The 25,410-nt window shown below is 37.1% G+C and carries 24 protein-coding genes and 1 other RNA gene; 6 read left to right on the forward strand and 19 right to left on the reverse strand.

What is annotated here, in order from left to right; all coding sequences use genetic code 11:
- Positions 1–11: 11 nt before the first annotated feature.
- From dnaX to NXG62_RS09420, 6 genes are all read right to left on the reverse strand, one after another.
- Entirely contained in the window at positions 12–1,883 is a 1,872-nt protein-coding gene (gene dnaX, locus NXG62_RS09395) for a DNA polymerase III subunit gamma/tau (RefSeq protein ID WP_427112155.1), read from the reverse strand.
- A 35-nt stretch (positions 1,884–1,918) separates the two neighbouring features.
- An RNA gene (gene ffs, locus NXG62_RS09400) (signal recognition particle sRNA large type) lies at positions 1,919–2,148 on the reverse strand.
- Positions 2,149–2,216: 68 nt separating this feature from the next.
- The gene (locus NXG62_RS09405; protein WP_427112156.1) at positions 2,217–3,524 is read right to left on the reverse strand and encodes an amidohydrolase; all 1,308 of its coding nucleotides are present in this window, start codon (positions 3,522–3,524) and stop codon (positions 2,217–2,219) included.
- A gap of 18 nt (positions 3,525–3,542) precedes the next feature.
- The gene (locus NXG62_RS09410; RefSeq protein WP_427112157.1) at positions 3,543–4,895 is read right to left on the reverse strand and encodes a DUF3100 domain-containing protein; all 1,353 of its coding nucleotides are present in this window, start codon (positions 4,893–4,895) and stop codon (positions 3,543–3,545) included.
- A 152-nt stretch (positions 4,896–5,047) separates the two neighbouring features.
- A complete protein-coding gene (locus NXG62_RS09415) occupies positions 5,048–6,589 on the reverse strand; it encodes a M20/M25/M40 family metallo-hydrolase (RefSeq protein WP_427112158.1) in 1,542 nt (513 codons plus the stop codon).
- Positions 6,590–6,606: 17 nt separating this feature from the next.
- Positions 6,607–7,056: a GtrA family protein gene (locus NXG62_RS09420; RefSeq protein ID WP_427112159.1), complete on the reverse strand. Its 450-nt coding sequence runs from the start codon at positions 7,054–7,056 to the stop codon at positions 6,607–6,609.
- 153 nt (positions 7,057–7,209) lie between these two features.
- Here NXG62_RS09420 and NXG62_RS09425 point away from each other — a divergent pair, with 153 nt between their 5' ends.
- Together NXG62_RS09425 and NXG62_RS09430 are read left to right on the forward strand one after the other, a co-directional pair.
- Complete coding sequence (locus NXG62_RS09425; protein ID WP_427112160.1) at positions 7,210–7,782, forward strand: phosphoribosyltransferase family protein; 573 nt, start codon at positions 7,210–7,212, stop codon at positions 7,780–7,782.
- 40 nt (positions 7,783–7,822) lie between these two features.
- Positions 7,823–8,698: an NAD(P)-dependent oxidoreductase gene (locus NXG62_RS09430; RefSeq protein WP_427112162.1), complete on the forward strand. Its 876-nt coding sequence runs from the start codon at positions 7,823–7,825 to the stop codon at positions 8,696–8,698.
- A 128-nt stretch (positions 8,699–8,826) separates the two neighbouring features.
- Here NXG62_RS09430 and NXG62_RS09435 read toward each other — a convergent pair whose 3' ends face one another.
- The 5 genes from NXG62_RS09435 to NXG62_RS09455 all read right to left on the reverse strand — a co-directional run bounded on the left by NXG62_RS09435 (position 8,827) and on the right by NXG62_RS09455 (position 12,557).
- Positions 8,827–9,330, reverse strand: coding sequence for a cupin domain-containing protein (locus NXG62_RS09435; RefSeq protein ID WP_427112163.1), 504 nt, complete (start codon positions 9,328–9,330; stop codon positions 8,827–8,829).
- A 34-nt stretch (positions 9,331–9,364) separates the two neighbouring features.
- Positions 9,365–9,787: an OmpH family outer membrane protein gene (locus NXG62_RS09440; RefSeq protein ID WP_427112164.1), complete on the reverse strand. Its 423-nt coding sequence runs from the start codon at positions 9,785–9,787 to the stop codon at positions 9,365–9,367.
- Between the two features lie 47 nt (positions 9,788–9,834).
- Entirely contained in the window at positions 9,835–10,422 is a 588-nt protein-coding gene (locus tag NXG62_RS09445) for a hydrolase (RefSeq protein WP_427112165.1), read from the reverse strand.
- 96 nt (positions 10,423–10,518) lie between these two features.
- Complete coding sequence (gene sfsA / locus NXG62_RS09450) at positions 10,519–11,661, reverse strand: DNA/RNA nuclease SfsA (RefSeq protein ID WP_427112166.1); 1,143 nt, start codon at positions 11,659–11,661, stop codon at positions 10,519–10,521.
- Positions 11,658–12,557, reverse strand: coding sequence for an ROK family protein (locus NXG62_RS09455; protein WP_427112167.1), 900 nt, complete (start codon positions 12,555–12,557; stop codon positions 11,658–11,660). Before NXG62_RS09455 ends, sfsA begins: the two co-directional genes overlap by 4 nt.
- 563 nt (positions 12,558–13,120) lie before the next feature.
- Between NXG62_RS09455 and NXG62_RS09460 the strand changes: the two genes are divergently transcribed.
- Positions 13,121–14,044 carry a carcinine hydrolase/isopenicillin-N N-acyltransferase family protein gene (locus NXG62_RS09460; protein WP_427112168.1) on the forward strand — a complete coding sequence of 308 codons (924 nt, stop codon included), beginning with the start codon at positions 13,121–13,123 and terminating at the stop codon, positions 14,042–14,044.
- Positions 14,045–14,048: 4 nt separating this feature from the next.
- On the opposite strand, the gene dapF is transcribed toward NXG62_RS09460, so the two are convergent.
- Positions 14,049–14,888, reverse strand: a complete 840-nt coding sequence (gene dapF / locus NXG62_RS09465; protein WP_427112169.1) for a diaminopimelate epimerase — start codon at positions 14,886–14,888, stop codon at positions 14,049–14,051.
- A 130-nt stretch (positions 14,889–15,018) separates the two neighbouring features.
- Between dapF and NXG62_RS09470 the strand changes: the two genes are divergently transcribed.
- A complete protein-coding gene (locus NXG62_RS09470) occupies positions 15,019–15,867 on the forward strand; it encodes a helix-turn-helix domain-containing protein (protein ID WP_427112170.1) in 849 nt (282 codons plus the stop codon).
- Here the strand turns inward: NXG62_RS09470 and NXG62_RS09475 are convergent.
- From NXG62_RS09475 to dcuS, 7 genes are all read right to left on the reverse strand, one after another.
- Positions 15,864–16,091: a hypothetical protein gene (locus tag NXG62_RS09475; protein WP_427112171.1), complete on the reverse strand. Its 228-nt coding sequence runs from the start codon at positions 16,089–16,091 to the stop codon at positions 15,864–15,866. The two genes, NXG62_RS09470 and NXG62_RS09475, sit on opposite strands and share 4 nt — an antisense overlap.
- 242 nt (positions 16,092–16,333) lie before the next feature.
- A complete protein-coding gene (citF, locus tag NXG62_RS09480; protein WP_427112172.1) occupies positions 16,334–17,875 on the reverse strand; it encodes a citrate lyase subunit alpha in 1,542 nt (513 codons plus the stop codon).
- Between the two features lie 3 nt (positions 17,876–17,878).
- A complete protein-coding gene (locus NXG62_RS09485; RefSeq protein ID WP_427112173.1) occupies positions 17,879–18,742 on the reverse strand; it encodes an HpcH/HpaI aldolase/citrate lyase family protein in 864 nt (287 codons plus the stop codon).
- Between the two features lie 2 nt (positions 18,743–18,744).
- On the reverse strand, positions 18,745–19,020 hold the full coding sequence (gene citD / locus NXG62_RS09490) for a citrate lyase acyl carrier protein (protein ID WP_427112175.1): 276 nt from the start codon (positions 19,018–19,020) through the stop codon (positions 18,745–18,747).
- 16 nt (positions 19,021–19,036) lie between these two features.
- On the reverse strand, positions 19,037–20,365 hold the full coding sequence (locus NXG62_RS09495) for a 2-hydroxycarboxylate transporter family protein (RefSeq protein WP_427112176.1): 1,329 nt from the start codon (positions 20,363–20,365) through the stop codon (positions 19,037–19,039).
- A 108-nt stretch (positions 20,366–20,473) separates the two neighbouring features.
- Positions 20,474–21,163, reverse strand: coding sequence for a response regulator (locus NXG62_RS09500; RefSeq protein ID WP_427112177.1), 690 nt, complete (start codon positions 21,161–21,163; stop codon positions 20,474–20,476).
- Between the two features lie 2 nt (positions 21,164–21,165).
- Positions 21,166–22,740, reverse strand: coding sequence for a DcuS/MalK family sensor histidine kinase (gene dcuS / locus NXG62_RS09505; RefSeq protein ID WP_427112178.1), 1,575 nt, complete (start codon positions 22,738–22,740; stop codon positions 21,166–21,168).
- A gap of 155 nt (positions 22,741–22,895) precedes the next feature.
- Here dcuS and citC point away from each other — a divergent pair, with 155 nt between their 5' ends.
- On the forward strand, positions 22,896–23,900 hold the full coding sequence (gene citC, locus NXG62_RS09510) for a [citrate (pro-3S)-lyase] ligase (RefSeq protein WP_427112179.1): 1,005 nt from the start codon (positions 22,896–22,898) through the stop codon (positions 23,898–23,900).
- A 32-nt stretch (positions 23,901–23,932) separates the two neighbouring features.
- Positions 23,933–25,318: a triphosphoribosyl-dephospho-CoA synthase CitG gene (gene citG, locus NXG62_RS09515; RefSeq protein ID WP_427112180.1), complete on the forward strand. Its 1,386-nt coding sequence runs from the start codon at positions 23,933–23,935 to the stop codon at positions 25,316–25,318.
- Positions 25,319–25,410: the final 92 nt, after the last annotated feature.

Genomic DNA, 25,410 nt, shown 5'->3' on the forward strand with positions numbered 1-25,410 from the left:
CTCCTGTGTTATTATGATTTATTTTCTATATATATGTCACAGTCACCCATTGTTTTCAACAATGGATCCAGCACTGTTCGTGCTTCTTCAGAAATATCCGCCAATGCAACGGATTGCAGCATTGTAGAATCTGCTTTTTTTTCTACAGTTTCTTTTTCAACATCCGTTTCCTTTTTCAAGAATGTTGTTTTTTTTTTCTCAAAAACAGCAAGCTCACTATCTCCCTCCAAAAAACCCTGCATATGGAGGATATCACCGGTAACAGATTTTAATGCTTCATCTACGCATTGACAATAGTCTTTTTTATTAGCACGTTTAGCCATAAATGCTGTCTTAAAAACAACAATAACACGCCCTTCTCCTATATACACAACCCGTCCTGGCCGCATACAAGATAGAACTGCTCGTTTCTTCCCTTTTTCCAGCACCTCACAAACGCCTTTCCAAATTGTATCATATTCCGCTGAACTATGCGATACCCCGATTTCAGGTGATGTTTCTGGTGTATGGAGTGTTGCTGCCAAATGGTCTGATATTGGCGGCTTTTCTTGCGTCATGTCATTTTTAGATGAAATATTGATAATAGATTCTGATAAATGCATATCTGTTATATTATTTTCGTCTGCCGGCACAGGTACCTCATGAGAAGAGTTTGCCGACATATCTGCAGTTGATATATGATGCTCTATAACTACATTTTCCAATTTTGAAATACGATCCAATACAATCTGCGGTACACGAAAAGCATGTTTTTCTAAGGTTTCCACTCTCTCCGTTAAATCGCTTTGCCAGCCTGACTGTTCGGTCTGTCCGGCCATAAGCAGACCCATTTCTACCGCCACACGAGGTGTGGGAGATGTCCGTGCCGTAAGCATCGCTTGCTGTAATACCGACAACACAGCAAATACTTTGCGGGGAGAAACTTGCGCGGCCTGATCAGCCAATTCTGTCATGGAATCTGCATACGCTGCTAATGTATCTGACTTTGGCGCCGCTTGATATAGCATAAGTGCCCGCAAGTGAGCAACCAATTCTATCAAAATAACCCTTGGCTCTTTACCGAGGCGGACGATGTCATCCACACTTTTGATAATAATGTCTCCTTGTCCGTTAAACACTGCTTCACTTAACTTAAACAACCAATCTTTTCCGATTAATCCCAACAAATTACGTACTAATGCTTCATCAATAGACTCTGATGTATTGCTAATGCATTGATCCAACATACTCAACGCATCCCGCATGCCTCCGTCTGCCTGAACTGCTAAAATATGTGCAGCCCCTTTTGTAAGCATTACATGTTCCTGTTCAGCTATGTACATGAGGCGCTCTGCAATGTCATGACTAGTAATACGTCGAAATTCATATCTCTGACATCGTGAAAGGATCGTCATGGGAATTTTTTCCGGTTCTGTTGTTGCCAAAATAAAAATAACATGTCCCGGCGGTTCTTCTAAGGTTTTTAAGAGAGCATTAAAAGCTTCCGTTGTCAACATATGCACTTCGTCAATAATGTATATTTTTTTATGACCTTCAGCCGGCATAAACTTGATTGTTTCCCGAAGTGTCCTAATATCTTCAATACTGCGGTTTGAAGCTGCATCAATTTCCACCACATCCAATGACTCTCCATTTGTAATATGACGGCAAACTTCGCATGTATTACAAGGATGTGAAGTAGGCCCTTTAACGCAGTTCATCGCTTTAGCAAAAATTTTTGCAGTACTGGTCTTACCTGTACCACGAGGTCCGGAAAACAGATAGGCATGTGCCACTTTATCTGTATCAATAGCTTTTTGTAAAGTTTCCGTAATATGTTGTTGCCCTACTACATCTTCAAACAGCGCCGGGCGCCATTTACGATACAACGCAATATATGCCATATTTCTTCCTCCATAGCAAAAAAAGCAGCTAACCGCTGCTTTTCCACCAACTAAAAAGTACTCGTGTATGATAACCCGCCAGGTACCCTCGTGGCACATAAGACTTTCTACTTATCGCTGCTTCCTTTCGGACCTGACGAGGTTCATAGTTTCCTATTGCACGAGCCCCGGCGGATTACCACACACCAATACTCTTGTTAAGTTAGCTATGTAATTATAGCTCAAAAACAAAAAAATATCAAGCTTTTTTACCATATGAAAACAGCAACGCCAGCCTTAAACTTATATAAGGCTGGCACCAAAAAACAGGGATATCATTACTAGATAATTATTTTAATGTATTGAATCCATAAATTTTATATACTCGGTTTTTGTCATGCGCGGTTTATATTTAGCAAGAATATCTTCAACACCTTGCGCATCATCGTATAACAAATCAATCAGTGTCATTGCCATTACCTGTGTAGCTTTGATATAAGCCGTACGTGGATCCACTAATTCATACTCGGCACTGTGCAGTGCACCGTGAATGCATTCCACCCACGGATGTATAACCGGCATGAGTTGAGAAACATCCCCCATATCAGTACTGGCTGCGTCATGTGGCGGATATTCAACATGATTCATACCGAAAATAATATGACAATTTTTTTCCAGTAGCGTTGTCATTTCTTCATTTTGAAATAATGGCAGATATCCCGGCAAATTATGAATATCGCAAGTTGCCCCTACCGCATCGGCACCCGCTTTCAATGCACGATCAATACGTGCATTGTAATGTACCATAGCCTCGGCTGACGCAGCCCTAACATAACTTTCCATCCGTACATAATCCGGTACAACATTGACTAAATCTCCGCCGCTGTTAATAATAGGATGAAAACGCACATAATCCTGTTCACGAAAGGTTTCTCGTAATGCGTTGACTCCCATAATGCCCAGCATCGCAGCATTCAGCGCATTAATGCCTAAATGGGGTGCCGCCGCAGCATGAGCCGCTTTGCCATGATAATCTATGAGCTTACTAATAAAACCACTGCTGGAGCCACCAATCTGGATAGATCCTGATGAATCGGCTGTGGTAGTAACATGCATCTGCATCGCCGCATCAATGTCATCAAACCCGCCCTGCTGAATAATCTCTTCCTTGCCACCTAAGTATTTTATTTTACCCCGTTCACGCAATGTATTGCGATATTCAATTTCTATACATTCTTCTGCCGGTACTGCAAAAAACACAACATCACCGCCTAATTGGGCCATTGCCCCCGTATCGCAAAAAGCCATTGCAACACCCAGCATATCTGAAATTTGAACATAATGACCACAGCAGTGCGCCGCCCCTGTATTTTCGTCAGCCGACGGATGACTCCGGCAAATAATCGAATCCATTTCTCCCAGTACCGCAACCGTTCTCTTAGAAGTATTCCCCTTCAAGCGTGCCTTTACACCTGTAATTCCCCATCCTGTCGTATACGGAATATTAAGTTTTTCAAATGCAGATTGTACTTTAGCCGACGTTTTTACTTCTTTATATCCTAATTCGGGTTCCGTAAAAACAGACTGACCAAAAGCCATAATATCATCAGCTCGTTTTTCCACAGCATCACATATACGTTGCTTTAATTCTTCTTTTGTCATACTATCAACCTCTTTTAATTAAAAAATACCTTCCAAGTGAAGCATGATTTCTGCCATAATTGTTGCACAAATAAAAGATCCCGAGGCAACCATCAAGGCAACCGGAACAATACGCCATGACAATCTCTTGAAAGCAGGAATATCTTTTCCCAGAGACAGACCGCCATACGCTAATATAGGTGTCGTCGTAGCCAAGAAATTAATATGATTGGTCTGCTCCACAATCCAAGCGGTACCCGGTATTTCTGGAACAGAACAAATAACAGCAAAAATAGATACCCAGAAAACAATAGGAAGTTTCTTTAAGCCGGGTAAATGTGCAATACAGATTCCAATAAAAGCAATGATAACTAACAATGCCGATCCTGTAAAATCAGCAATTGGATTTCCCTTATAACCAACGACATTTGCCACAATACCAAGCACCCCTGTAACACAAAGAATAAACAAACAATCCAATAATGTTTCTTTAACTTTATTTTCTTTATCTTTCGTATCTTCTATTAATTCAGTTACACTGGCAGCATTTTCATCAACAACTTGATTTTCCAATGCCTCCTGCCGATTTAATTCATTGGTATCAGTTATTTCTCCTACTTCTTCTTGGCGTTTGCGCCCAGTTACAAAATCATACACTTTAACAGTAACAGGCAAAGAAACGAACAAAGCAAAATAAATACCTAAAACAGAAGTCATTAAATTAGCTGCACCCGCATAAGCAGTAATTTTCTGGGCTTCTTCAGGAAAAACAGCAACAATCGAACCCACGGAAGCTGCCATCATACTGGCACTGCCAATACCGCCTCCCATAGCCAACGCATATGGATGGAAAAGTCCCGTACGTGCAATAATTCCTGCCAGAACAGAGATCCATAATGCACCAAACAAGGTCCCACAAATATACATTCCCATAACACCGCGGCCTTCAGGAGAAAATATTCCGTACTTTTCTGCAATGATTGCTACATTCGCTTCCCGGTCAATTGAATAACACGCTCCTATCGCTTCACGGCCCATTTTTAAAAATAAAGCCATCGGCAAACCAAAAATGAGTGTTCCAAAAAAATGCCCAAACTCCTGCATAATAAGTGCCATACCTGAATTCATGAGCATATGCAGGTTAGGGCCGATGCCTAACCCAATTTTTACAATAAGATATAACATGGCAACTGGCATAAATTCACCAGCACGTTCCATCATTTTATCACTCATAATATGAAAAGACGGATAACTGATAATACCTCCCAAAACTAATGCATAAAACAGCGGCAGAAAAACAACAAGCCCAAATTTTTGAATACCAACAAAATCTGCCACAACAACGATACATAACGCAAATAAATGAATCCGCCAATTTCTAATTAAATCCATTTTCTTTCCTCCTTATTAAAAGAAAAAAATTTTAAATAAATTACGTTAATATATGTAAATTATATGTTAATATATTACTATATTTTTATTATCACAACAAGTTATTTATGTCACAATAAAATACTTAAAACTATAATATACGCAAAATTAGGTTAATAATTTTTTTCTAAATAAGCTAAAATTTTCCGTAAAACGCCTGGTAATACCCGTGATACACTAGAAATATGAACGCGTTCTGTCCTACAGTGCAAGTCTTTTCCCCAAGGGCCTAATAATATAAACGGGACACGAATATCTGACAAAGCCTGCCAATCCAATTGATACGCCGTTCCCCATAAAGGCATATTATCTTGACAAACAGTACCATCCATAGTTGAATCCAATCCACAATAACTGCAATCAGAAACCCCTGTAAAATACTGATCAAACCGTACGGTCAGGCAAGTTGTTACTGCCTGCAGTACAGAATAAAAACTCTTATCCCCCATGCTTCTGCTGTCTACTGCCGGATAATAAGGCGGGGCAAAGCCGATAATAACAACCGGTTCTCTTTCTTCCATAAAATCCAAAATCTGTGCCATTAAATCAATCGTAACGGAAGGATAGTTTCCCCCTTGTTTCAATTTTTCTGTTTCTATATACTGCAATGTATTATAAAATGTAAAAAAACCAGGTATATGTTTTGCCTTATTTAATAATTCCCCATAAGACAATACAGGTACTTCATATTGTACTCTCGCTTGCGCTAGAGCTGATTTTATACTGGTTTGTGTTTCTTTTTTTAGAATACGCAGCACTGCCTCCGGGGTCTTTTTAAAAGTCAGAAAATTAGCATAGGCCGATGCCCGCCAAGGCAAAGAAAAATCATAATTTTTTTTTGCATCCCGCAGATACATCCAAGATGGCGGCGGTGTACTTTCACCCTCACATTGATCTGCCAGATTCCAATTACCCTCCGTTCGCGAAACAACACGTGCTAAAATACCTAATGGATTAATTCCTTCAGCATATTTACTGATATGAACCACTTTTCCCTGCACAAGAATAACCGGCAATATTTTTCCTACAGATCCTGTATACGCGATTAAATTATCTTGCTCTTTATGATTAGGTTCACAATTCACTAAAAGACGATATCGCAGCTTTCGTTCTTTTTGCAGTTGCTGCAAAAAAGGCAGTGCTGATCGCATCCCGGCTGAATAAGATTCTTCATCAGGTACCGATAAAAACAATAAATTCACATTTCCAGGATGTGCCGCATATTCTTCAAAAACGGTCATCTGAGCTGCAATTCCACCTTTCATATCACAAGCCCCTCGGCCAAAAAGCCATTCGCAGCTATCTAAATCCGCCTCTGTTTCTAAATCAATTTCACTATGGCGTAACTTTTCTGCCAATATTTCCGGAGAAAATGCATACGGTGCAAGTTTGCCATATGCTTCGCACCCGACTACATCATGATGATTCATAAAAACAAGGGTATCCGCTCTTTTCCCTTCAATAAAACCATATACGACTGAACGTCCAAGTGAATCATTCCTAACAGGCAGAGAACCACACCATACATTTTTCTTTATCCCCGACAAAACATGTAGCAAATATACCTCCATTGCTTGTTCTTTTTCTGTCGCAGTTTCACTATTGATTGCTATCATTTGATGCAATAATTCCAACACACGTTTCTCCCTGTCCATACCCTCACTCCTATATTTTATTTAAAAATCCATTTTTTACGTGATAAATAATTCCAAACGGTAACAATCGCACTGGCCATAATTTTAGATATCATCGGGTTTAATCCCAAAAAAGCGGGTGATGTAAAAAAATACATCAGCAGCAAATTCCAACATAATCCAATCGTACTAACAATGAACACCAGCGAAAGTTCAGTTCCCCGTTGGTGACGGCTGCCACTCTCAAAGACAAAGACATTACACAAAATGTAATGATATAATGTTGATAAAGCAAATGCCATTGTAGTGGCCGCCAAAATAGTTTCCGTCTGCAATGAAAAAAGAAACATGCCCGAAAATCCTTTTAAGAATAAATAAAAAAGTCCCCATTCTAAAAGTGCTGCGGAGCCACCAACTACAAGATATAACGATAACTTTATATATTCATTGTTTGTATAATCAAAACCAAAAATTACCTTCTTCCTCATACTTCCTCCCTTAATCCTATAATAATATCTGTACATTATTATAGGCTATATACCATAGAAATTCCATATTTTTAAAAATTTATGCTATCCTATTTTTTAAAAAGGCATTATACTAGTATCTGTAGATATGTATTTTACAGGAGGACCGTTCTTATGGATCAAATTTATACAGTAACATTTAATCACAACGATTATCCATTACCAATACACAAGTTAGACGATACCTTTGGTATTGCTCTTATCGATTTGATACATCAACCGCAAATGATGCGTGATGTATCCGTAGAAGCAAATCGATATATCAATAAAAATATCGGTAATGATATTGATATTATTGTTACACCCGAATGCCGATCTATCACGTTAGTTACCGCTTTAGCATTAATGAACGGCTGCAAAATCGTCATGTTGCGCAAAGCCTTGAAAACCTACGAAGAAAAGGGCTTATATTGGTCTGTTCAATGTAAATCGATGACATCTAGTCAGTCCTCAAATTTATTTTTAACGGAAGAAAAAGCAACTCTAATGAAAAATAAACGCGTATTAGTTCTTGATGACGTAGCCAGTACCGGCGAAACCTTCATTGCAATCCACCGCTTACTCGGCCAAGTCGGAATAAAGGCTGATTTTTTTGCAATTTTCAACGAAGATTCTGTAAAAGAATCTAATTTTGCCAGCCTGCCATCTTATTACTTTTTAAAAACATTACCTATATTTACAAAATAACAAGTACTTGGGGAGATGCTGTAAAAGGAGGCCCTATAATATGAAAAAAATTGGTTTTATCGGCACAGGCATTATGGGATGCGGCATGATCCGTAACCTGATTAAGCATGGATATACTGTATATGTATATAATCGAACTCGTTCAAAAGCGCTGCCTTTGACGGAAGAGGGTGCTGTTTGGTGTGACTCTCCAGCAGAATGCGCAAAAAACAAAGATATCGTAATTACGATGGTTGGGTATCCTAAAGACGTAGCAGAGGTATATTTTGAAACAAACGGAATCTTTACAACCGTTAAAAGGGGAACATATCTCATTGACATGACGACAACAAGTCCCAAATTATCGGAAAAAATATACGCAGAAGCCGCTAAACGCGATGTATTTGCACTTGATGCTCCGGTTACCGGTGGTGATACCGGCGCTAAAAATGGAACACTTTCCATTCTTGTTGGCGGTGATGAAAAGGCATTCAAAGATTGTCTGCCCCTTTTTCAAGCCATGGGAAAAAATATTGTTTACGAAGGACCTGCCGGAGCCGGACAACATACAAAAATGGTAAATCAGATTATGATTGCCGGTACTGTCGCCGGAATGTGTGAAGCTCTTTGCTATGCACAAAAAGCGGGATTAGATTTACAGCGTGTACTTGATGGCGTTAGCAAAGGGGCCGCTGGTTCCGCCCAGGTGGATTCACTCTCTCCGCGAATTCTACAGGGAGATTTTCAGCCTGGTTTTTACATTAAACATTTTATTAAAGATATGCGAATTGCTGATGAAGAAAGTTCCTCACGAGGTCTACACCTAAATGTTCTTAACGAAGTTCTTGATATGTATTTAAAACTTATGGCTGACGGTGAAGGAAATCTAGGAACACAAGCTTTAGTTAAATATTATGACGACGATGATCAATACTAATAAAACGATAATCAGATATTTACTTTACTATATGTATTTTCATACGGACGGAATTACAATAAAAGCTCTGCGCAAATACGCAGAGCTTTTATTGTAATCCCGGTCGTTCATCCACATACGGCAGCTTATTACTTTTTAGGTTGGGCATTGGGATGATTTTGCTGATAAGAATCATTTTGTGCAATGACATCGAGGAATACAAGCGGTTCCTTGCTGTTATTGGCAAGTGCATGAGATTGACCGGGCCTGGCAATGGTAATATCACCCTTGGAAACTTTAGTTTTCACACCTTTTTCATCGGTAAAAACACCCTGTCCAGATATAATAATATAAGTATCTTCATTAACATAATGTTTGTGTAACCCAATGGATGCACCCGGTTTTAATGTCATCCATCCGATTTCCTTAATAGCTTGTTCTGGTGCAGCTGTTGTGCGAATAAAAGCAAATTTTCCATACAGAGTACCTTGTCCACCTGCAACTTTTTGTTTATCCAAAGTAATCAACTGTTCTGCTTTATAACATTGTTCATTTGCTGCAAATGGTGTTTTTTGCGGAACTGCCGCCGCAAATGCAGTTCCTGCTGCTATAATGGAAAACGCAGTCACTGCCAATACCGCTTTTTTTAACATCCATACCACCCTCTCAAGACTGCATATATCCAGACTATTTTAACTTAGCCTCTACATCATTAGTAATATCTTGTGCAGTACCGAATACGACCGATCCTTTAAGTACAACATAATCTAACCCTTTTTCATCTTTAACTTCCTGTGTCTTAGTGATAATGTCTTTTTCCAATGGACCAAAGAGATTAATGCGATCCTGGTTCAATTGTATGTTGAACTTTCGGGCCAATTCCTGTTTATCCTTATCCGTCGCCTGTCCTTTAACTTGGGAAGCAAAGTCAGCATTCGCCTTCTTCACATCAGACTGCCAAGTTGCCGAAGCTTTTGCAAAACCAGGATGTTTCTGAAGCAAATATCCCATATCAACAACACCTAAACCAGCCGCCATTGCCCCTGCAAAAACACCAAAAGTCATCACTCCAGCTAGGGCCATTGTTACTATTTTTCTACGCAAATTCATTTGAAGTCCCTCCTTATATTACAAAGTATTTGTTAATTTCCATTTCTTTATTCATTCTGACCCGTTAATACTAAACATTCTGTACGCACAGAATCTTCACAAGAGCGCATGGCAAGAATCGTTTTTTCAAATAATTCCGGCAATTCCCATCCAAGAAGTTGGGCTCCCTGTGTAATAACATCTCGAGAACAACCCGCAGCAAAACTTTTATCTTTAAATTTCTTTTTTAAACTCTTTACTTCCATGTCCTTAGTACTCTTAGATGGCCGCATTTTTGCTGACGCCCAAATAAGGCCTGTCAGTTCATCTGCTGCAAACAATACTTTTTCCATCTGATGTTGTGGTTCAATATCAACACAAATACCATATCCATGACAACAAACAGCACGAATAAAATCATCGTCAGCCCCAATTTCCGCAAGAAGGGCTGGAGCTTTTTTACAATGCTGTTCCGGATACTGTTCAAAATCCACATCATGCAACAATCCGACAAGGCCCCAAAAATCCATATTATCACCATATCCGAGTTTTTGGGCATACCAGCGCATGACGCCTTCAACAGTTAACGCATGCATGATATGAAACGGTTCTTTATTATATTTCTGAAGTAGTGTCACCGCTTCCGATCTTTCCACATTACCAACTCCCCCTACATCTGATATATTTTATTATACCATATTTAAAATTTATATTATATAAAAATTATACAATACTATATTAAGATTTTAAGTCTAAAAAGAGATTTTTTTCTCCAATCTGTTCATTCGAAAATCTTCGACGACTTGTATAAAATCAGGACGATGCACTGGGTTATCAGCAAACCCAAATAAATGCGACGAACAAGAACAATCCGTACTACCAAAACGATCAATCCGCCAATCAGCAATCTTTTCTACCGCATATGCTATATCATGTTCCAAATCATCAGCTGTACGAATAGGAACCACCGCTGTAACCAATGCTTTTTGCCGCAAATAATCAATATGCCAATGCATTCGTTTGCGCAAGTGTCTATGCCGGGCCAGACGTCTTGACAAATTGCGCCGAGCCGAGCCAACATACACGTAATATCCTTTAAGAAATTGGCGCTCCCCTTGCGCACCTATAACAATATCCGTATCTTCCTTTAATTGTAAAATCAACATATAGTCGCCTTGATCATGATTTTCTTGCTTTAATATTTGTTCTGGATATGATAAAACACGGACAACCTGCGGTGTTATAAAAGTTCTGTCCCAGTGTAAAGATAATGCTTTCCAATCAAGATACGGCGCCGATTCGTAAAATGCCTCGGCAAAATCCGGATCAGTATGATAATCCGGCAAAAACCATTGTGCCCTATCCCATTGAACAATAAATAATATTCCCGCATGAATGCCCTCTTTTGCTAATTGTGCCAAATGCAGCACATGACGTTTCCCTCGTTCCGTTACAGCATCAGGAAACATTGCCGCCGTTTTGCCAAATAACGTACAGGATTTAACTTCCAAATAAAAATGTTCATCCCCGCATTCCAGCAATAAATCAAATCGACTGGAACCGACAGTTACTTCTCGTCGTAAAAGATTCCATCTTTCCCATCCAGGAATACACTTTTCTGTAATAAGTCGTGCTGCTACATCATTATTATATTGCGTATCGAGTAAAATTGGGACTCCATCCCGCTCAATTCCAATCACATCATATGCTGTTTTACGCTCTTTCTGTGCTGCTCTGCGTAAATATACAACAGCCCCCGGATACAGCAGTTCCCACATTCTTCCTGGATTCGGCATATGACAATATACAATTTCGTGATTTATTTTAATACGACAAACAAACCGGTTGAGCCTGTCAACAAAAAGGCCTTGAGACAGGGTACTAGTGTTTTTCATAATACCCCTTCTTTTCTTTGCTGTAAAAAATGATATAATGCTCCCGTCATACCTGCTTTCCACTGTAACCTTGCAAAAGATATATATGTATGAGAAAAAAACGGAGGCAAAATTTTATGCTGCAATGCATCAATTAAACGCGGTTTAATATATCGCCGTTGTTCCATAATACCACCTCCAATAATAATTTTTTCAGGATTCAAAACATAACAAATATTGGCAATACCCGCTGACAAATGATCTATCATTTGATCTATCGCCGTACTGGCAATACTATCTCCCGACTTAGCCAAGTGAAATATTTTTTTACCATCAATAGACGATACGGGGACATTTTTAGCAGCTGCCACTGTCTTTACCAATGCTGTTACCGATGCGTCTGCTTCCAATGTTGCCGAACCGCCTATTTTAAGATACCCAATTTCCCCGGCACTGTTAGATGCACCATGGAACAATTTTCCGTTTATAATAATGCAACCCCCTATACCAGTTCCCACCATCAGGCAAAATAAGGAAGAAGCATTCCGTCCTGCACCTAACCAATATTCTCCCAATCCAGCAGCATTGACGTCATTTTCCACACTACAAGGAATATTAAAAATGTTTTCAAGCAATGTTTTTAATTTAGTACCTGTATATCCCGGAAAATGGTCTGCTGCATAAATAATTTCTCCCGTATCTGGCTGTACAATTCCTGCGGAAGAAACCGCTATACCGTAAACAGCATGTTCTGCTTGATATATCGACACAATATCAACCACTTTTTTCAGCATTTGCTCCGTACCTTTTTCTTTAACTTCTGTGGGAATACTTTGTATATCATAAAATTTTCCCGATTCATCTGCTAATCCATATTTAATAGCTGTACCCCCAATATCGACACATACATAATACATAAAAGCTTCTCCTTACCTATTAAAATATCCATCATAAACATACATTTATTATTATGCTTTTCTTACATAACTGCGTTCTGCTGCCTGTATATTTTTTCACCTATGCCTCTGCAATGCCTGCAGTTTTACCTATACTCGCAAGTCGGTTGTATCCGTATGGGAGTTTCCAAAATAAAACTGATAGCAATACGTCTTCCAATACCCAGCAGATTTTCTATTTTTCTTGACATCATCGCACCATAGTAAATTTCATAAAATGCTCCCGAAGTCAAATATCGGCTGATACTACATATCATTCAACATATTTTACATACCCTCATACACTTTTTATGTTGTTCTTATTGCAATACGTTTATTATACTACATATCATAAAATCGCGAATATATTTTTCTTTTTATACAACAACCGCAATTGATATGTTTTATTGTATACACCAATTGCGGTTGTTAAACATTTATAATATATTTTCTTTTTTATTTTTCACTTATATTTTATACTATAAAAATAAGGTTTATAGTATAAATAAGCTTGTTATATTCCCCTAGCAAAGTGAGTGATGTAGATGATATGGAAAACAAGTATATGTCTTATAATCTGTATCGCAAATGCCGTATCCGCCTCCGCTTGTACTCTTTTTGCCGCAACCGGTGATTCATGGGTAAAGGGCAGTGGCACGCTTATCGTTAAAAATCGAGATTGGCAGCCGCAATGGCAAGAAATGAGAATTATCGAAGATAACCCCTATCGTTATTACGGGATTTTCGCCGGTGATATGAAAAAACGTTCTCTCCGCGGGGGTATAAATGAAAAAGGACTTGTCGTTTTTTCTGCTTCTGCTTCTTCTATCCCAAAGCAAGAACGAAATCAAATGCTTCATGCCAAACAGTCCCTTTTAAAGGTAATGCTGGGAAAATGCAGTAATGTTGATGAAGCCTTATCTCATACAGAATTATTTCTAGGTCCAAAATTTATTCTTTTGGCAGATGCTGATAAAATAGCAAGTATCGAAATTGCCGATAACGGAAACTATAAAATAAACATACAAAAAAATAATATATTAACTCATACCAATCACTATATTGACCCCGATTTACAGAAATCCAATATAACCATCGGAAAATCAAGTTTTACCCGATACTCCCGCATCAAAGAACTTCTCCAAACAGGAAAAATACCTTATACATTGTCAGATTTTATCGCTTTCAGCCAGGATCGCCACGACGGTCCCGATAATAGTATCTGGCGTACCGGCAGCACCCCGCGTGCAATTCAGACACTGGCAACATTTGCTGTATATATTCCAAAAAACAAAAAGCCGGAGCTATACGTAAAAATACGTACCGCTCCGGATGAACAGGGCCGGGAAACATCATACACTATTACCGGCAATGAGCTGTTCCCTCAAAAACAAACGTACTCCCCCGATACAATCTTAACGAAAATTCTACAATTTATAAACCAATGGATATTTCAGGTTGTCGGATAAAAATTTATTCATCCATCCATTCCCCTTCAAAAGAAACTGCCGCCGGACCGGTCATATATACGTTGCCATCTTCTTCGTTATATTCAATATGAAGAGTCCCCAAGTATAAATTTACATCAACACTGCGGCCTGTAAATCCATTGAGATAAGACCCCACAGCACAAGCACAAGAACCCGTACCACACGCCAATGTTGCTCCCGCTCCGCGTTCCCATGTGCGAACTTTTATTGTTTTATTATCAACTACTTGAATGAAATTCATATTAGTTTTACGTGGAAATAGTGGATTTGTTTCAAATTTTGGTCCTAATACAGGTAAATCAACAGTTTTTACATTGCGCACATATGTCATCGTATGCGGGACTCCCATCAAGAGACTGGTTATTTTGTAGACTGCTCCATCAATATTAATCGGTTCATCCACAACCGGACCCGCAGGTCCGTTCATTGGAATGAGCGCACGATCGGTAAATGGTTTCCCCATATTAATTGTGACAAGGCTAACTTTTCCGTCATTCCCAATAATAACCTCCGGTTTCATGATACCTGCTAATGTTTCTATGGTAAATTGTTTTTTATCAATAATCTGATGATCATAAACATATTTAGCAAAACACCGAATTCCGTTGCCACACATTTCAGCTTCACTGCCATCGGCATTAATAATGCGCATTCGTACATCAGCCTTATCGCTTGGTACAATAACTATAATACCATCAGCTCCAATACCTGTATGTCGATCACAAAGCTGTACTGCCAACTGGGAAAAATCTTTGCCAGACCCATTTTTATCTTCAAAAAAAACAAAATCATTGCCTAAGCCATGCATTTTAACGAATTTCATTACTCTGTTTCCCTCCATACCAGCTATGACATAATTTCTTTACGATTTCTATTATACATAACCGAAATTGGTAATTATATGAAAATAATGCTATAATTATTGCAAATCCTGTCATATTGAGGAGGCTGTTATGTATCAAAAAATAGGCTATCTTGCTGAACAATTGCGTTTATTTTATATTTCAGATCGTACAGATCAAAAATTTCCTTATCATTATCATGATTTTGACAAAATTACTCTTTTTTTTCAAGGCGATGTGCAATATGAAATAGAAGGAAAAACATATTCGCTCCAGCCTTATGATATTGTTCTCGTACAAGCAGGGCAGCTGCATCGTCCAATTGTCCACAACACGGCCAACTATGAACGCATAATAGCCTACTTGTCTCCTATGTTTTTTGAGGTGTACCGCAAGCAAGGTTGTGATTTATCCTGCATATTTAGTGAAGCTCGTTCCCATGTACTTCGGCAACCTCAAGAGGTCAGCAATATATACGGAATTTCATGCCGCATACGCCAAGCTTTTGATGAAAAAAAAGAAGATAGTCCTATTTTACAGCAAACTCTTTTTCTGGAGTTCATGCTTTTCCTGGCTCGAGACGTCCGTGAACATCACATCGGTTACGTCAAAACAGGAAACCAAAATAGTAAAATACAAACTATTATAGAATATATAAATACACATCTGACAAATACCCTTTCTATTCCAGACATTGCTTCTCTTTTTTATATCAGTCCCGACTATCTTATGCATCTGTTCAAAAATGAAACAGGCTATTCTTTGGCAAATTATATTACTACCAAACGACTTCTCCTTGCCCGCAATCTAATTCAACAAGGATTTCCCCTTACAACAGTCTGCTATGACAGTGGTTTTCGAAATTACTCTACCTTTTATCGTGCTTGGAAAAATCTTTTTCGAACTTCTCCACGACAGGGAACAAAGGGAGATATAGGAAAACCTAAAATAGTAGATTAAATCCAGACACCGTTCATATTTTCTAAATAACGGGAAATAGAATACGATAGTTTTAAAAAAAAGTTTTTTTCTGCACTGCCCGACATTCCCGGACTATGATCAGATGTCCCCATTACTATGAATCCCTTTGCTTTAGCCGCTGCCAAATTTTCTTTCAACGTGCTATATGCGTATCCACTGGCAACGGTATGGGTATGCAAATCAAATAATGATCTTACTGGCAATTAAGATACTGCTCCTTTCCTATGGCATAATTTTCTTCTGTCGGCGCATATACATTAAATATGTTTTTCTTACAAGATACAATATAATGAATTCCTCCGCCTATAATTACTACCGCAGAAGGATACTATAGTTATGTAAAAACTTGTAAAAAAATAAGTTCTATATAATAATTTAAATGCATCAAAAATTTTATTTGATATATTTAAATTATGTATATAGAACTATGTACAAAACTAATTTTTTATACTATAACTTTATGGACGACATCAATAATAGTGCCATCTCTATATTCCACAACTCCTACAATATCTTTACTAACGCGAATAGGTTGGGGTTTACCACAAATTTTTTCAGCCTTTTCAGTTAATTCTTCGATCGTAAATAAAGGTAATTTGACCTTTTTAAATTTTTCCACTAAATCTTGGCGCCGTGGATTAACTGCCAATCCATACTCAGTTGCCAAAACATCAATTGTTTCACCAGGTGTAGTGATAGTTTGAATTTCATCTTTAAGTATAGGCATGCGACTACGTGTAAGATTTGCCGTAATAATCGTCATTTTAGCACCCGCGGCTGCATCACTATGCCCGCCGGATCCTCCCATAATAGTACCATCAGACCCCGTAATAACATTGACATTAAAATGCTTATCCATCTCCGTAGCACCTAAAACAGCACAATCCAATTGATTTACAATACACCCTGAGTTATATGGGCTTGCATATAAATTAGCATCAACTTCAATATGGTGATCATGTTTACTTAACGATTCAATAGCATCTAAATCAAAGTCTTGTACATCAAAAATGGTGGTAAATAGTCCCTCTTCGAACATTTTGACTAGATATCCCGTAATCCCCCCCATAACAAAACTTCCCTTTACATTATTCGCTTTCATAATATTGCTAAGGTAAGCAGCTACAGCAAGAGATGCTCCCCCAGCGCCTGTCTGAAAAGAAAATCCATCAATTAAAAGCCCAGAAGCTGCAATTGCCTTTGCTGCATATTGAGCAATTTTCAATTGTACGGGATCTTTTGTTATTTTTGTTGTACCGGAGACTATTCCTTTAGGATTTCCAATATAATCAATTTTGACAACATAATCAACACGACTCTGATTAATAGAAATAGGCGTCACCGGATATTCAACTAAATGGTCTGTTACCGCTATGACATAATCCGCATATTCTGCATCAGGATAGGCATATCCCAATGATCCACATGCGGTTTCCCCTTCTCTCCCACTTATATTTCCATAAGTATCTGCTGTAGGAGAAGCAACAAAAGCTACATCAATATGTAATTGCCCACACTCTATAGCTCGAGGGCGACCTCCATGTGTTCTAAACATGACAGGTTTTTTAAACAACCCTTCTGAAATTGCTTTAGCTACTGGACCAGACGCATAATTTGTATCTAATGATGTTACAACGCCTTTTTTTACATACTCAATCAACTCTTCATGAATTGGAAAAATTGCACTTGCTGCTATCGTCAAATTTTTAATTCCCAATTTATCAGCTGTTTTTATAACTTGTAAAAGAAGTCCATCTCCATTCCTAAAATGATGGTGAAAACTAATTGTCATTCCATCTGTAATCGGAATTGCTTTAAAAACAGCCTCTAAATCTTTCATAACTTTATTTGTACCAGGTTTAACGTACTTAATATGAGGTGCTTGTCTTTTCATGTCCGGCAAAGCAGCAAAGGCCCCGGCATAAGGCTGCAATTTTCCAAATCCTTCAATTATATCTGGTATATCTCGGCCAACTGCATTTTTCATAGTTTATTCCACCTCCAATAAGTTCAACAATTTAGCTAATTCAATTGTTCTATTAGCACGAGAAACAATTGGCGCATCAATCATTTTACCATTTACCGCAATAACACCTGTCCCTCTATTTTTACCCTCCTCAATAGCCTGCAAAACCCGCAATGCCCAACTAATCTCTGCTCCAGTCGGTGCATATACGTTGTGAATTGCGTCTATTTGCCGCGGATTAATAGATAATTTTCCTTTAAATCCCATATTTTTTGCCATCATGGTATCTTTAATCAACCCAGCTTCGTCTTGAACATCTGTAAAAGGTGTATCTACACCATCTATGTTAGCCGCTGCCGATGCATTGGCAACAACGGCACGGGCCATAAATATCTCTGTTCCTTCTTTACTCCGAGCGGTACCCAGCCCAGCAGTATAGTCTTCTGCACCTAAACAAATGGCAGTAACACGGTCATCCGAGAGTGCAATCTCCAACGCATGTGCAACTCCCATAGGTGTTTCCAGCAATGGCATAACTAAAACGGGTTTCTGTCCTGGCTTTTCAGCGGATTTAATGAGTGCTATTTGTTCCTTTACATCAGCTGCACTTTCAATTTTAGGCAACATAAGTGCATCTGGCTCACAGGGTACAATTACTTTAATATCTTTAGCGCCCTTAGCTACTAACGGATTAACTCTAACAACGGTTTCACAACCATGATAATCCACAGTTTGTAAAGCTTGCGCCACTAAATTGCGGGCTGCATCTTTTTCTAATGGTGATACTGCATCTTCTAAATCAAGAATGACACCATCGGCACCAAAAACACCGCCTGACTGCACATTACCTGGATTATTACCGGGTAAAAACAATAATGTTCTTCTCATATTTATGCCTCCTTAGTCATACCGGCACGCTGTAATGCTGTTTTTACTCTGGCCTGTATAGTGCAGTCCAATGCACCCTTATCGACAGCTTTAATGACCACATCATTTACATTTAAATGTTTACATACCTGTTCAATTGTCCGCTTAATCGCTGTTCCATATTGCAATAAAACGGTACTTGTTAATTCTATTTTTATACCGGTTCCCGGTATAGTCTCGCTTACTACAATATGAATATCATTTGACTCTAGCGTTCCTGCTTGTCCTTGTTTATTCATTTTATCATCTCCTAGATTAGCTAATCATTTTCATAATAATAGCGGCAGCAACAACTGTACAAGCCCCACCAATACGTGTAGAAATTTGTGAGAACGGCATTAGCTCCATACGTCCACAAGAAGACAGAATGGCAACATCACCAGTTCCACCCAATCCACTATGACAACATGTAACACATGCAGATTCTACAGGATACATATTCATTAATTTTCCTACAAAAAAGCCAGAAGAAATCATTCCTATAACAGTAGCCAATACGGTAAGAACATATGCCGGTGTTATAGATTCCACAACCTGATTCCAAGGTGTATATAGTACACCAACACCAACGAGCAATGCCCATGTCAAATTACCCGATACAAATTTATATAACTGAAATGCACCTTGTTCAATCTGCGATGGCATTATCCCCAACGCTTTTACAATTGCTGCCGAAAGAATCATAATAATCGGTGCTGGAATTGGAATAACTAAATTAAGAACAAGACCAAAAATATAGAAAGAACAAGCCATAATAAGACCGGCTCCCATTAATTGCAAGTCAACGGTTTGATGTTCTGATTGGAGATTTTTAAGTTCAATATCATCTCCAGATTTAACTAAAGTACCATTTCCCGTCCATTCAGGTTTTCGTTCACCAATTTTTTTTAAAGAACCCGCTGCCATAATGGCAAATACATTTCCCAACATAGCTGCCGGAACTAACATTGCAATAAAGTTATTGGGCGATTGATCCAAAATTTCAGAATAAGCAACCGATAAAGGCAGAATACCTTCCCCAACACCACCAGAAAGAATAGGAATAACAACATAAAAAAAAGATTTGTAAGTACCTATTCCCATAACCGTTCCAACCGCTACACCGGCAGCAACAGCTACAAAGGTCCCTATAATCAACGGAACAAACATACGCAAAAAACCCTGAATCAGAACTTTGCGAACCATTCCTAAAATGCTTCCAACAACCAAGCATGAAATATAAAAATACAAAAAATTAGCATTTTTCGTAAAAGCCGTAATAGCTTTTATCGCGGCAGGATTTAATAAATTATAAAATACCATAAAAGAAGGAACAAAAATAGATAATATGGCAGGTCCTCCAATATCTTTCAAAATAGGTACTTTTAAACCGATATCACCTAATAACATTCCCATAATCATCATAACAGCAATGCCGCCAATCATATCTGCCGGAAGTTTTCCCCATACAGCCGCACCAAAAATAATAACTGCCAAAATAAGATAAATAGGAAGTGGCAGAGATCCAATTTTAAAAGAAAGCAATGGATGATTCTTCTTTCCTGCAGGTTGGCTGACTACCGTTTGATGTGAAATATTTTCCATAAAAACAACTCCTCTCGAATTTACAACTGTCTTTGACAACGCCATTATAGATGTATATGGGAGAAGTGAATAGAATTAGAAATTTATGTTTTATTTTTGTAACTTATGTTACTTTTCTTTATTATTGAACATATATTGGTACATCAAAACCGGTCTTCCTACAGCACGATACTGCAAAGTACCTTTTATAACACCTTGTTCTTCTAAATAATTTAAATATTTTTTTAGAGATATCCGTGATATTCTTGTCTGCGTTGTTAATTTTTTTATACTAAACATTCCTTCTTGTGATGCTACGATTTGTTTCACTGACAACAGCGTCTGTTTATCAATTCCCTTTGGACAGAAATTGGCAGATTGGTTTTTAGGAAATATCTTTTTATCTAATGTTGATTGTTCAATAGATATACTGGCATTTAATATTTCTATCCTATTTTTATAAGTATTTAATGCCAAAGCCATTCTTTCGAAAGTAAAAGGTTTAATAATATAATCAACAACTCCATGCGAAAGCGCAAATTTAACATCTTTAGCTGATTGAGCTGCCGTTACCATAATAACATCTATATGATTATATTCCCTTTTTACTTTTTCCAAAAAAGCAATACCGTCCATTTGAGGCATAAAGACATCTAACAAAATCAAATCAACATTATTGGATTTTTTCTTTAAAAAACTCATGGCATCAACACCATTATTTACACTTCCAACTAATGAAAAACCTTGAATTTTCATTAAAAAGGTTTTATTAATTTCTGCTACCATAGGGTCATCTTCAATGATCAATACGTGAATCAAACTCATACTTCCTTTCTCGGAAATAATGTAACAACAAAAATCGTTTTATACATGTCGTCACTATCAAAGTTAATAGTTCCACTGTATTTCTCTACTACTTTTCCCACTAAAAATAGTCCAAACCCTCGATTTTCCCCTTTTGTTGAATACCCTTTCTGAAAAATAGTACTAAAATCAGGAGTACTAATTCCTCTGCCCGTATCAGATATTTGTATAAACCACTTATCCACCTCCTGTCGTACCAAAACATTTACGTTTTTTGTTTTAGTAAACTGTACTGCATCAATAGCATTATCAATTAAATTGCCAATAACCGTAACCAAACCATTTCTAAGATCATTATCCTTAATTTTAGGAATAATGATCTTACTGTCTAAAATTAAATTTACTCCCATTTCCCGACTGCGGCTTAGTTTACTCTGAAGGAATGAAGACATAATAGAATCATCAACATGTTTTTGTATCCATTTTATCTCATTCTCTTCCATGGTCGATAACTGCTGAATATATTCCGACAATTCTTGATACTTTTCATTAAGAATCAATCCATTTATGATATGTAATTTATTTCTAAACTCATGCGTTTGAGAACGTAATGCTTCAACATACCTTTTTACCCCGGTCAATTCTTCTGCAAGTTTTTTAACATCCGCTAAGTCTCTAAATGTAGCAAGAGATCCTATTATCTTTCCTTCAACAATTAATGGGCGCCTGTTAGTTAATATATATACATCGTTAATTTTTTGTTCTTGATCCATTTCCGCAGTACCAGAAAATACAACATCTGTCATCCGTGTATTGGGAATTACTTCTGCCGCATTTTTTCCTACTAATTCACCAACAATGCCTGCCTGACGAAATATACGTTTTGCTTCTTCATTGACAACAATTAATTTTCCTTCCATGTCAACAACTATAACACCTTCCCGTACCGATTGTATAACGGTGTTTCTTTCTACGGTAAGACGTGCAATAGCAAAAGGCTCCATCCCCAACAAAGTATGTTTAATATGAAGTGCAACAACAATGGCTAAGCCTACTCCACAAGCAAATACAACAATAAGAATTAAAAAAAATTGTATATTTCTTTTTAAAATTGCTTGCTGAACTTCATCCATAGATACACCCGTAACTACTGCACCTATGACACTATCCTCTTTATAAATAGGACAAAATGCCCGAATAGATTTTCCTAAAGTTCCCTCTCCTAATGAAGTATAACTAAATCCCTTCAATGCTGCAATTTCATCTCCCCCAACAATATGTTTGCCAATTAAATTAACATTAGGATGAGATAATCGATTTCCTTGTTTATCAATAACAACTATAAATTCTACACCCGTTTCCTTTTGCAATGCTTCCGTAAATTTTTGGACACAGGCATGTTGCTCTTTATTACTTATCGCATTAATTATTTCAGGAGAAATCGCTACCATTGAAGATATTGCTTTTGCTCTGTTTCCTATTTCATTTTGTACAGTTTTGTTTGCATTTGAACTCAAAAAAATAAATGCAATACACAAAGAAGAAAGTAATATAACACTTACCAACAATACCAATTTTGTTTGCAGTTTCATTAAAATTCCCCTATATACTCAGTAATATTTTTCTTATTTTAATAATACTATATATAGTAATAATTGTCAGATTTATGTAAGTAATGTAAGTACATGATTTATATAAATTCTGATATAATTTATATAAAAAAGAGTTCATAAGGAGGGGACATACATTGTTTTTTATTCAGACAGTACCTATACAACTAGCTGGAGAACGAAAGAATATAGCAGATTTTGTTGCATCTTTCGGTCTCTCCTATAATGGCCCAATTGACTATTGTGTTGCTGCTTATAATGAACACAACGAACTGATGGCAACTGCTTCACTGCAACAATCTATCATAAGAAATATAGCCGTACGTCCTGATTATCAAGGGGAAGGCCTTGTCAGTATACTTATCAGCAATATTATATCTTACGCTGCATCAAAAAATATTTTTTATTTTCTAATATTTACTAAACCAACCTATATAGAACAATTTAAAGAAATAGGTTTTCATCTCTTAGCTACCGCTCCTCCTTATGCAGCATTATTAGAATACGGAATGAATGGTTTTTTTTATTGGTTAAAGCAAATCCAAAAATCAATTCCATCAGGAAAACCACATGCCGCCCTTATCATGAACAGTAATCCGTTTACAATTGGCCATTACTATCTTGCAGAATATGCCGCAAAAAGACATAGCTCTGTTATCATTTTTATTGTAGAAGAAAACAAATCACTTATTCCTTTTGTAAATAGATTTAATTTGGCAAAAAAAGATCTTGCCGATTTAAAAAATGTAATAGTTTTGCCAAGTGGTCCATATATTATATCCAATGCTACTTTCCCTGCATATTTTTTAAAAGAAACTGAGGCATTATCAGCTGAAACTCAATTAGATGCCACATTATTTGCAAAACAAATTGCACCTGCACTTCATATTACAGACCGTTATATAGGGGAAGAACCTTTTGATATAACAACCAGAGCATACAACAACGCTTTAAAAGAAATATTACCTAAAAATAATATTAATTTGCACCTTATCCCACGAAAAAATATCAATGGAAGCATTATCAGTGCATCCAAAGTACGTGCCGCTTGGAAAAAACAGGATTGGCAAGTAGTCAAAAATTACGTTTCCTCAAACACCTTGCAGTATCTGCAAAAAAATACACAGCTTATATATAAATAATATAAAATGCTTACTATAAGAAAGGAATTTTAATGCTTACTTTACAAGATATATTAGAATCAAAGGACCAACGTTGCAATCATAGAAATTTATTTCATCATAAATATCCAAATTCATGTATTATCAGTATAACTTTAAATATTCCAGGACCCATAAAAGATTCTGACTTATTACGTAAATTTTTTCAATCAGCAATGACTCATTTGCAAAAACTTTTTCCGCAACATACCGCTTCCACATACTATTATGAAAAAACAGGCCCTCATGGATTAATGGCAATTCCTCTTAATGCACTTGAAGTCAAAAAACAAACGGTGTATTTAGAAGAAAAATATACGTATAGTCGTTTATGGGATATTGACGTATATGATATAAATGAACAACAAATTTCTTCTGAAAAACGAAAAAATGGACGTCGTTGTCTTCTTTGTCAGCAACAAGCAGTTGTATGCATGCGTGAACATCATCATACTATGAAAGATATATTATATAAAGTAGATGACTTGTTATTACAATTTCAAGCAGATTCTTACAAAAATTTATCTCCTGTTGCAAAATTGATTGCACAGCATGCAACACGCGCCGCCTTATATGAGGCAGCCAGTTTTCCTTCTCCCGGACTAGTAGATCCCATTCATACTGGTTCGCATCACGATATGGATTTTTACACTTTTATTAATAGCAGTTGTTCTTTATATGACTGGTTTGGTTGTTTTGTAGAAGCCGGTATCCAGTATAGGGGAACACTTAAAGCTTTTTTTAAATTACTTAAAATTGTAGGAATAAATGCCGAACATTCTATGTATACTGCAACAAATCAAGTAAATACGCATAAAGGACTTATCTTTTCTATGGGACTTTTGTTGGGTTCAATTGGAAAAATATTACAAGAAAATCAACCGTTGTCATCATACACCATAATTTCTATGATAAAAAAAATATCGGCAGGGATTACCGTCGAATTAAAAAATGATAAAGTTCCTTCAACTTCAGGAGAAAAGTTTTATAAACTATACGGTATAACAGGAATTCGTGGTGAAGCAGAAAAAGGATTTCCTGCTATTTTCAATTATGGTCTTCCTACTTTAAAAAAAGAATTGGAATCAGGAGAACCGATTAATAAGGTACTTATACAGACTTTATTTACTATAATTTGCGTAACTGATGATACTACAATATTATGTCGACAACCTAATATTAATATTTTAAAAAAAGTAAAAAAACAAGCAAAAAATATATTAGATAATAAAACTTTCGAAAAAGAAAATTGGCAAAATCCGATTCAGCAATTAGATAAAGAATGGATTTCTTTAAATTTAAGTCCTGGAGGTTCTGCCGATTTATTAGCATTAACCTATTTAGTGTATGATTTATTATACGGACAATTACATAAGTTAATTTCTATATCTAAACATTAGTTTTATATAATAATTTAACTAACTATTATAGTAGTACCCTTATTTTAAGATCTTGATAACTATGTATAACTGGATATATCAAGGAAAGCTTT

This window comes from Megasphaera sueciensis (assembly GCF_050219315.1).
GTDB lineage: Bacteria > Bacillota > Negativicutes > Veillonellales > Megasphaeraceae > Megasphaera_A > Megasphaera_A sueciensis.

Excerpts from the sequence above, each read along its gene's own strand:
- dnaX (WP_427112155.1), bottom strand. The coding sequence starts at position 1,883 with ATGGCATATATTGCGTTGTATCGTAAATGGCGCCCGGCGCTGTTTGAA.
- NXG62_RS09440 (WP_427112164.1), bottom strand. The coding sequence starts at position 9,787 with ATGAATTTGCGTAGAAAAATAGTAACAATGGCCCTAGCTGGAGTGATG.
- dapF (WP_427112169.1), bottom strand. The coding sequence starts at position 14,888 with ATGAAATTCGTTAAAATGCATGGCTTAGGCAATGATTTTGTTTTTTTT.
- NXG62_RS09470 (WP_427112170.1), top strand. The coding sequence starts at position 15,019 with ATGTATCAAAAAATAGGCTATCTTGCTGAACAATTGCGTTTATTTTAT.
- citF (WP_427112172.1), bottom strand. The coding sequence starts at position 17,875 with ATGAAAAATGCAGTTGGCCGAGATATACCAGATATAATTGAAGGATTT.
- citG (WP_427112180.1), top strand. The coding sequence starts at position 23,933 with ATGCTTACTTTACAAGATATATTAGAATCAAAGGACCAACGTTGCAAT.
- citD (WP_427112175.1), bottom strand. The coding sequence starts at position 19,020 with ATGAATAAACAAGGACAAGCAGGAACGCTAGAGTCAAATGATATTCAT.
- dcuS (WP_427112178.1), bottom strand. The coding sequence starts at position 22,740 with ATGAAACTGCAAACAAAATTGGTATTGTTGGTAAGTGTTATATTACTT.
- NXG62_RS09485 (WP_427112173.1), bottom strand. The coding sequence starts at position 18,742 with ATGAGAAGAACATTATTGTTTTTACCCGGTAATAATCCAGGTAATGTG.
- NXG62_RS09415 (WP_427112158.1), bottom strand. The coding sequence starts at position 6,589 with ATGGACAGGGAGAAACGTGTGTTGGAATTATTGCATCAAATGATAGCA.
- NXG62_RS09495 (WP_427112176.1), bottom strand. The coding sequence starts at position 20,365 with ATGGAAAATATTTCACATCAAACGGTAGTCAGCCAACCTGCAGGAAAG.
- NXG62_RS09405 (WP_427112156.1), bottom strand. The coding sequence starts at position 3,524 with ATGACAAAAGAAGAATTAAAGCAACGTATATGTGATGCTGTGGAAAAA.
- NXG62_RS09460 (WP_427112168.1), top strand. The coding sequence starts at position 13,121 with ATGATATGGAAAACAAGTATATGTCTTATAATCTGTATCGCAAATGCC.
- NXG62_RS09430 (WP_427112162.1), top strand. The coding sequence starts at position 7,823 with ATGAAAAAAATTGGTTTTATCGGCACAGGCATTATGGGATGCGGCATG.
- NXG62_RS09425 (WP_427112160.1), top strand. The coding sequence starts at position 7,210 with ATGGATCAAATTTATACAGTAACATTTAATCACAACGATTATCCATTA.
- NXG62_RS09455 (WP_427112167.1), bottom strand. The coding sequence starts at position 12,557 with ATGTATTATGTATGTGTCGATATTGGGGGTACAGCTATTAAATATGGA.
- sfsA (WP_427112166.1), bottom strand. The coding sequence starts at position 11,661 with ATGAAAAACACTAGTACCCTGTCTCAAGGCCTTTTTGTTGACAGGCTC.
- NXG62_RS09435 (WP_427112163.1), bottom strand. The coding sequence starts at position 9,330 with ATGTTAAAAAAAGCGGTATTGGCAGTGACTGCGTTTTCCATTATAGCA.
- NXG62_RS09410 (WP_427112157.1), bottom strand. The coding sequence starts at position 4,895 with ATGGATTTAATTAGAAATTGGCGGATTCATTTATTTGCGTTATGTATC.
- NXG62_RS09420 (WP_427112159.1), bottom strand. The coding sequence starts at position 7,056 with ATGAGGAAGAAGGTAATTTTTGGTTTTGATTATACAAACAATGAATAT.